7 protein-coding genes are annotated in these 7360 nt (G+C 42.0%); all 7 read right to left on the bottom strand.

The window, feature by feature from the left end:
* Positions 1-148: 148 nt before the first annotated feature.
* Positions 149-1207, bottom strand: coding sequence for a zinc-binding dehydrogenase (locus A5875_RS13240; protein WP_088934027.1), 1059 nt, complete (start codon positions 1205-1207; stop codon positions 149-151).
* 71 nt (positions 1208-1278) lie between these two features.
* Positions 1279-2547, bottom strand: a complete 1269-nt coding sequence (locus tag A5875_RS13235) for a PTS galactitol transporter subunit IIC (protein ID WP_088934026.1) — start codon at positions 2545-2547, stop codon at positions 1279-1281.
* A 145-nt stretch (positions 2548-2692) separates the two neighbouring features.
* Entirely contained in the window at positions 2693-2983 is a 291-nt protein-coding gene (locus tag A5875_RS13230; protein ID WP_088934025.1) for a PTS sugar transporter subunit IIB, read from the bottom strand.
* A 32-nt stretch (positions 2984-3015) separates the two neighbouring features.
* Entirely contained in the window at positions 3016-3489 is a 474-nt protein-coding gene (locus A5875_RS13225) for a PTS sugar transporter subunit IIA (protein ID WP_088934024.1), read from the bottom strand.
* The gene (locus A5875_RS13220) at positions 3489-5564 is read right to left on the bottom strand and encodes a BglG family transcription antiterminator (protein WP_088934023.1); all 2076 of its coding nucleotides are present in this window, start codon (positions 5562-5564) and stop codon (positions 3489-3491) included. The genes A5875_RS13225 and A5875_RS13220 overlap by 1 nt, the downstream gene beginning before the upstream one ends.
* A gap of 362 nt (positions 5565-5926) precedes the next feature.
* The gene (locus A5875_RS13215; protein ID WP_088934022.1) at positions 5927-6334 is read right to left on the bottom strand and encodes a DUF4809 family protein; all 408 of its coding nucleotides are present in this window, start codon (positions 6332-6334) and stop codon (positions 5927-5929) included.
* On the bottom strand, positions 6327-7004 hold the full coding sequence (locus A5875_RS13210) for an HAD family hydrolase (protein WP_088934021.1): 678 nt from the start codon (positions 7002-7004) through the stop codon (positions 6327-6329). The genes A5875_RS13215 and A5875_RS13210 overlap by 8 nt, the downstream gene beginning before the upstream one ends.
* Positions 7005-7360 lie beyond the last annotated feature (356 nt).

The raw sequence follows: 7360 nt of genomic DNA, 5'->3' as shown, positions 1-7360 counted from the left end.
ATTTCTTCATTTAGATTACTTTTCCTTATAAAATATTAGCTTTCAGTTTCACGTGAAACTTTATATTTAACTTTGAAAGTAATTGTTTTATAGTCTATCCGTCAAAAAAACTGCACCAGAAATTCTGGTACAGTTTTTCTTTGCGTGATTAAAATTCACCCGGATTGGACTCGATCATGACTTTGATCTCGTTTCCTTCCATCACTTTATCGAAGGCTTCGCGCCATTCGGTCAATGGGTATTTTTTGGTGATCATTTCATCGATATTGATTGCCCCTTTGGCTAATAGATGAATCGCGATCGGCCAGTCATAAGGATTTTGCGAACGGCTGCCGATGTATTCGATCTCCCGTTGAATGATCGATTCGGTATCTAAGTCCACCATTTTATTGGCAAATAAACCAACTTGCACGAATTGTCCTTGCTTGCGGATCAACGGCAGGCTAGCGTTGACCGCTGGCACAGCACCCGATGCGTCATAGACTTTATCGACACCATAGCCGTCAGTGACTTCGTTGACGATTTTAGCCAAGTCCTCTTTCATCGTATCCACAATGATATCCGCACCAAGCTTTTTCGCTAATTCCAAACGATGTGCATCTTTTGTGATTCCGGTCATAATAACAAAGGCGCCGATTTCTTTGGCGATCTGCAATAAGAACAAACCGATCGGCCCAGGGCCCATGATAATGATCGTATCTTTCAATTCCAAACGGCTCTTTTGATACATCGCATGCACACAGCAGGCTAAAGGTTCACTCATCGCCGCACCTTCATAACTCAAATGATCTGGCAGCAAATGAATGCTTTCTTCTCTGGCCAAGACGAAATTCGCCATTGAACCATTTTGCTGCGTCCCGATTCCTTTACGATGCGGACACAAATTGTATTGTTTTTCTTTACAGTAATCACATTCGCCGCAAACGTAGAAGGTCGTTTCACTGGTTACGCGGTCGCCAACCTTGAACTTTGTTACCTTATCGCCAACTTCGACCACCTGTCCGGAAAATTCATGCCCCAGCACGACTGGTGTCGTTGGATTTTTATATTCTCCTTTAAAGGTATGGATATCTGATCCGCAGATACCGGTATATGCGACCTTGATCAGTACCTTATCATCTACTGCTTCAGGTACAGGTAAATCAATAAATTCCATTTGGTCATAGCCAGGTGCCTGTTTAGAAACACCTTTCATCATTTTACTCATTACTTTCGCTCTCCTTTTAGGAAAATAACACTTAATTTATTCGCTTTTTTTCTATTATCAAAAATCAAAGACTACATTACTTGTGCGACTAATTCTGATAATTTGAAGAAGATCCATTTTAAGAAGTTCCCACCAGTATCTAAGTTCGTGATTTGAGCTGCTCCGTCAGGGAATTTTACGATTCCTTCGGCCATTTCAGTAATCACTGGTGCAAAGTTTGTCGCCATTAATAACGCTAATGCCATAACAACGGTCAAAGAAATAACCGAGTGTAAAATATTTCCTTTACGACTAGGTACAACCAACGCCGCGAAGAATGGGATCGTCGCTAAGTCACCGAAAGGCAATACGCGGTTCCCCGGTAAAATAACTGCCAAGAACAACGTGATCGGAACCATCAAAAGACCTGTTGATAGTGCTGCTGGCGAACCTGTCGCTAATGCCGCATCCATCCCTAGATAGATCTCGCGATCGCCATAACGGCTTTGCAGTAATTTTTGAGCCCCTTCTTGAATTGGGATCAAGCCTTCCATCAGGATTTTTACCATCCGCGGCATCAAGAACATCACTCCGCCCATGTTCATCCCGATCTGCAAGATACCGATGAAATCATAACCACCTAGCAAACCAAGGAACATCCCGATGATGATCCCCATGATCATTGGTTCGCCGAAAATACCGAAACGTTTTTGGATCGTTTCTGGTTTCACATCTAATTTATTGATGCCTGGAATCTTATCTACTAACCAACCGATCGGTAATGCCAAAACAGCATACCCTTGCGCTGAACCGGTGGTGATACTGATTCCTTCAAGTCCGTAATATTCTTGAACCTTAGGGGCAGTTTTGTCTGCAATAATTTGGATAATAATCGTAAACAAAATCCCGCACAGGATGCCAAAGAAAAAACTTTTTGTTACAATATAACCAGTTGCTGCCACAGAACTAACATGCCAGTAGTTCCAGATATCGATATTCAGTGTTTTCGTTCGATTTAATGCCAGCATAATTAAATTCACGATTAAAATCACTGGAATCATCACAGCCGCGATTGGTTGCGCCCATGTCCCGGCTGAGACTGCTGGCCAGCCAGCATCAATGATCGTCAGATTCAACCCAAATCGTTCAACCATCGCTTGCGCCGCTGGACCAACGTTTGTAGTCAATACATTGATCACCAGATTGATACCGATCATCCCGATACCTACAGTTATCCCCGATATAATAGCTTTTTTTACTGGAACCCTAAAAATAATTCCAACAATGAAAATAATGATCGGCAGCATGACGCTTGCGCCAGCACCTAAAATACTCTGTACCACATTCATTAACCCATCCATTGATACAATCCTCCTAATTCGTTTAATATATTTATCTTTTTCCCTTGGAAAAAATAAACCTGATTCGCCTCATATGTGTCTCTCCGCTAAACTGCTGAATCCCGAAATGCTGAGTAAAGCGGAAATGACACACATGAACTTATATTTACTGAATCCCTTTAGCTGCCTCGATGATTTGATTTTCGACTTTTTCAGTCCCGATCCCTGTTAAGAAAGCCATAGCCGTGATTGCTGGAATTTTGTATTGCGTCGGCAGCATCGTAGTTGAGATCAACATATCGGCTTCATCTTGTTTTCCGGCTGCTTCAGCGATTTTGATTTGTGTGATTTCCACCGGCATTTCATTTCTAGCGAATAGATCCTCGACCTTTTTCATGACCACCGTTGATGTTGCGATTCCTGCTCCACATGCTACTAATACGCGAATTGTTTTCATAATTGTTTCTCTCCTTTTTCTTGCTGATTTTTTTATAGTTGATTTTTTTTGATCGTACTGATTAACTCATTTTCTGTTGTTGCTAGTAATAGTTCCGATAATACGGTTTCGTTTTGCAACAGCCCCATCAATGATTGCAGCATTTCTAACTGCGCATGGGGTTGGTTTAATCCTAAAACAAAAACAATTTGTGCTTTAACCTGCTGACTGTTGTCTTCCATGCTGTAAAAAACGACGGGATCTTGCAATGTGATCACGGCCACGAATTCTTCCAGCACACATTCCGCATCTGTATGAGGGATCGCTGCCCCGAAGTTCATTAATTGAATGCCTGTTGGAAAGGTTTCTTCTCGTCTTCCGATTCTTTCCAAAAAGTCCTCCCGCACCCAGCCCAAATCTAAGGCTTTTTGGGCCACCTGCTCAAATACCTCTGCTTGGGAAGAAAAATTTTCTTGTGCAAAGACTAATGGTTCTTTCACATAGGAACTTAGTGTCGTTTTTGTCATTATTTCGCCCTCCAATACTCATCGTTGAACTGAATCAACGCCTCCCGAATCTCTTCCTTCGTTGCTGCATTTTCTAATTGCGCCAGCTCGTCTGCGCCTGCTAAACTCATCATTTCAAAAATCAAATCCAAGTGTTCTTCTTTATCGTTGGAGCCTAATAGAATGACGGTATGGATTTTTCTGCCATCCTCTGTAATAATGCCTTTTTTTACCAATCCCAAGCTGATGCCAACTCCGATCGCACCTGCCTCCGCTACGGTATGGGGCAGCGCGATTTTATGGCGTAAGACGGTATAAGCGGGCAAGATCGGCATCTCTTTTTTCAAGGCTTTGATATAGTCTGTCGTAATAACCTGCTGACGCTCCAACGGACGGGCCAACGCGTCTAAAACCTCTGACCAGCTGACTTTGTCTTCAAAAATCTGGATCGTTTCATCTTTTAGCAGATCGATCAGATGAGGTCGCTTCTTCTCTAAAATGATGGATTCCTTAGGTGTAAACAAGCTGAGTAACTCTTCATAAAGACTGGTCTCATCTACGACCTGCGCATGTTTTTTTACTACCGCCAAGATTTTCTCCGGTGTGACGATCTCTGTCTGGATGATCGCCGTAGAGCGCAGCACGCGTTCTCTTAACTGCCGTTTTTCCTGATCCGATAAAAAGTTATTCACGACGAATACCTTCTTCTCGGTTTTTAACGGAACCGCTGAAAAAATAAAATCCACATCATAATCAGTTCGGTAAAATTCTCGAGCCGACATCGAAAGGACAAAATCAATTTCCGGCAGCAGATTTTTCAACGTATTTTCGAGCAAAGCCGCGATTGAAATCCCATTGGGACAAACGATGATCGCTCGTTTCCGATTTTCCGGATGAACAATCTCTGTACTCTCTACGATATGACTGCCGATAAACAGCGAAATGAAAAACAATTCCGCATCCGGCACTGACTGACCGAAATATGTTTCTAATGGGCCGCTCGCTTCTTTGACCAAGTAAAACAGTGAAAACAGATTGGCATCCTTATTCTCTTGATAAAAGCGCGTTTGCAAATTCAAGTGATATTTGATCCGATAATACGCTGGACGCATATGCACCAGCAGCCGCTCCAATAATTTTTCCTTCTCCTCTAAATTGACTCCTGCGATGCGTTCAAAATTCGCAATCACCTTTTCCAAAGCTTCCTTCATCTTGTTGATCTCTTTTACCGATAAAATGTCGCCGCGGGAAAGGTTCGTCGTCAGCAGCAGCATCGTCACGTAAACACGTTCATTTTCACTTAAGCCGTCAACATCCCAAATGACCCGATCCGCTGCTAAGTATTCCTTCGTATCGGCTAGTTCTCGGTAGTTCACCTTGAAGCTGTAAGAAATCAGCTTTCCTTTTTGCGCCCGCCTGATCATCAGAATGATCAATAATGGTAAGGTCCTTAGTCGTTCATCCGTGAATTGGACCTCCAATTCTTCTTCCACCAGCTCGACGCGTTTGCGAAAGGTTTCGATCTGCTGCGGATCAATATTGGCAAATTGGATGATGACATTGATTCCGTTATACATCACCGCTAGATTATTCAATAAATCAGATAGCAGATTTCGCTTATTCCATTCATCGCCTTGGATGAAATACCCTTTTTGGCGAGTATACTTCAACGCTAGTTCATGCTGCTGAAGCTCCTGATCGACTTCCTTTAGATCTCGCAGCACTGTATTGCGGCTGACCTTCAACTCATCAATGAAATGATTCAAGGATAGATACTCTTCTTTACTCAGTAACATCAATTCAATTATGGCTGCTCGTTCTTTGCCGGAAAACACATAGCTTTCTGTCGGCTCCCCGAGCTGCTCATCACCACCCTTAAAATTTGAAAGAATCTCATTTGCAATTAGAAAGTGACCATTTTTTGTCCGTTTGATCTCACTCAACTTTTCGTCTACTAAAGAATCATTGATCTTTTTTAACGCGTAGTTCAATTGCCCTCGCGTCAAATCAAATTTCTCACACAATGCTTTACTAGCGATTTGCGGGTTGTTGACTAACTCAACAAAAATCTGATTCGTTCGTTCTTCTAAATTCATTGTCATCCCTCTTTACATCTTCAATTTAGATGAAAAACGCTTACATTTCCATCTTCTTTGTTACCCAATAATTCAGTGTTCTTTATGCAACTTGGTGCTAACAAATGCTTTTTTTCACAAAAAAAAATAAAGCAAAACAAGAAATTCCCAAACAAAGGGGAAATCTCATCCTAGCGTTCCTGTTTTTAGCCACATATTATGCAACTTGGTACTCTTATTCTTCCTTCATTTTAGCAAGAGTCTCATTATTTGTCTGTTTTTTATGTAAGCTAGACTTTGCGGTTTTTGCCGCAAAAAAAAGTCTGATAACCGATTCATCAGACTTTTCTTTACTATTTTCGCTTAAAAAATGCTGCATGAGCTTATTCAACCGCAATTTTTATCTCATAAGGTTCAAGCTTAAAAAGCTCGACTAAAATACTGTTGACCTGTTCAAACAATTCCTCGTTGCTATCAAACCGCTGCTTCGTTTGAAGCCGCTGGTCGACTGCTTGATAGATGATTTGATCGCCGAGATATTTCGGTTTGATTACCTCATTCCCTTTTTTCAAAACGATCTCTTCTTCACTGATACCGATCGGAATAGCCGTCTCGCGCCAGCCATTTTTTTGCGCGATCGTTTGAACGAGTGAAGGAACATCGAAGTTGTCCAACACTTCTGAACGCCGATCTTCAAAGTGAATCGTGAAGGTCTCCGTATTATGCAGACCACAGGCATTACAGCCGCCCTCAATCAAAAAAGCTTTGCTGGAAATGGCCGCTCTAGGCATGCTGCTCCCTCACTTCTTGATAAATTTTAGTTAAAGCCTCGCCGTCTAAATCCGAAAAAGTCGAAACCACAATATCCGCATAGGCCAAATCCTGCTTCGGAAACGCCGGATTGGCAAAGCCGACGCAGACCATCCCCGCGTTATGAACAGCACCCGCGCCATTTTTCGTATCTTCAATGCCTAAGCAATTTTCAGGCTTTACACCTATTCGCTCCGCCGCTGCTAAATAAACATCCGGTGCAGGCTTTGAGTGCTTCACTTCTTCGGTACTAACAACTTCTGAAAAATACTCAGACAAGCCGATCGCTGCCAGATTTACCTTGATTTCTGCCAAGGAAGAAGAGGAAGCCACAGCTAGTTTCAGACCAGCATCAGACAGTCTTTTCACAAATTCTTGAACATGAGGAATCACTCTGATCCCATCTTCTTTGATCATCGCTTGACGCAATGCGGTCATTTGCTGAACATAATCCGAGACAGATAAAGGCAGTGAAAATTCTTGCTTCATTTGCTCCCACATATACTCACTGGTCGTCCCCATAAATTGAAAATGATAGCTTTCTTCTACCTCATGACCAGCTTCCTTTAAAATCTGTGATTTGCTTTGGAAGTATGTATATTCCGAATCCACTAATACGCCGTCCATATCGAAAATAATCGCCTCTAACATAGAACTCCTCCTTAATTTCACCATAAACATTCATCAAATAGTTTAACATACGAGATTCATTAAGTGGATTGATTATTTGGGACATGATCTATTCAGCGATTCGATAGCGGAGCAAACTTGAAGTCAATTTGACGATTTAATAAAACTCTTAATTGTATTACAAGCCGAAGATTTTCGCAAATCTCAATTTGGCTCTTACCCCCCTCAATTTGGCAGCTTTTTTGCCAAAATCGGCCATTTTCGCCCCAAAAGCTGCCAAATTGGGGGTGCTGCTGCCAAATTCGAATTCGCATTCTTTTTTGAAATCATTTATCTTTTAGTCACCGGCCGGAACAAAAGGAAATGTGGAGGAAAAA

Source organism: Enterococcus sp. 3H8_DIV0648 (genome assembly GCF_002140655.1).
Taxonomy (GTDB): Bacteria; Bacillota; Bacilli; order Lactobacillales; family Enterococcaceae; genus Enterococcus_A; species Enterococcus_A hulanensis.
The sequence above is the reverse complement of the archived record's forward strand: the minus strand, read 5'-3'. Positions and strand labels throughout refer to the sequence as shown.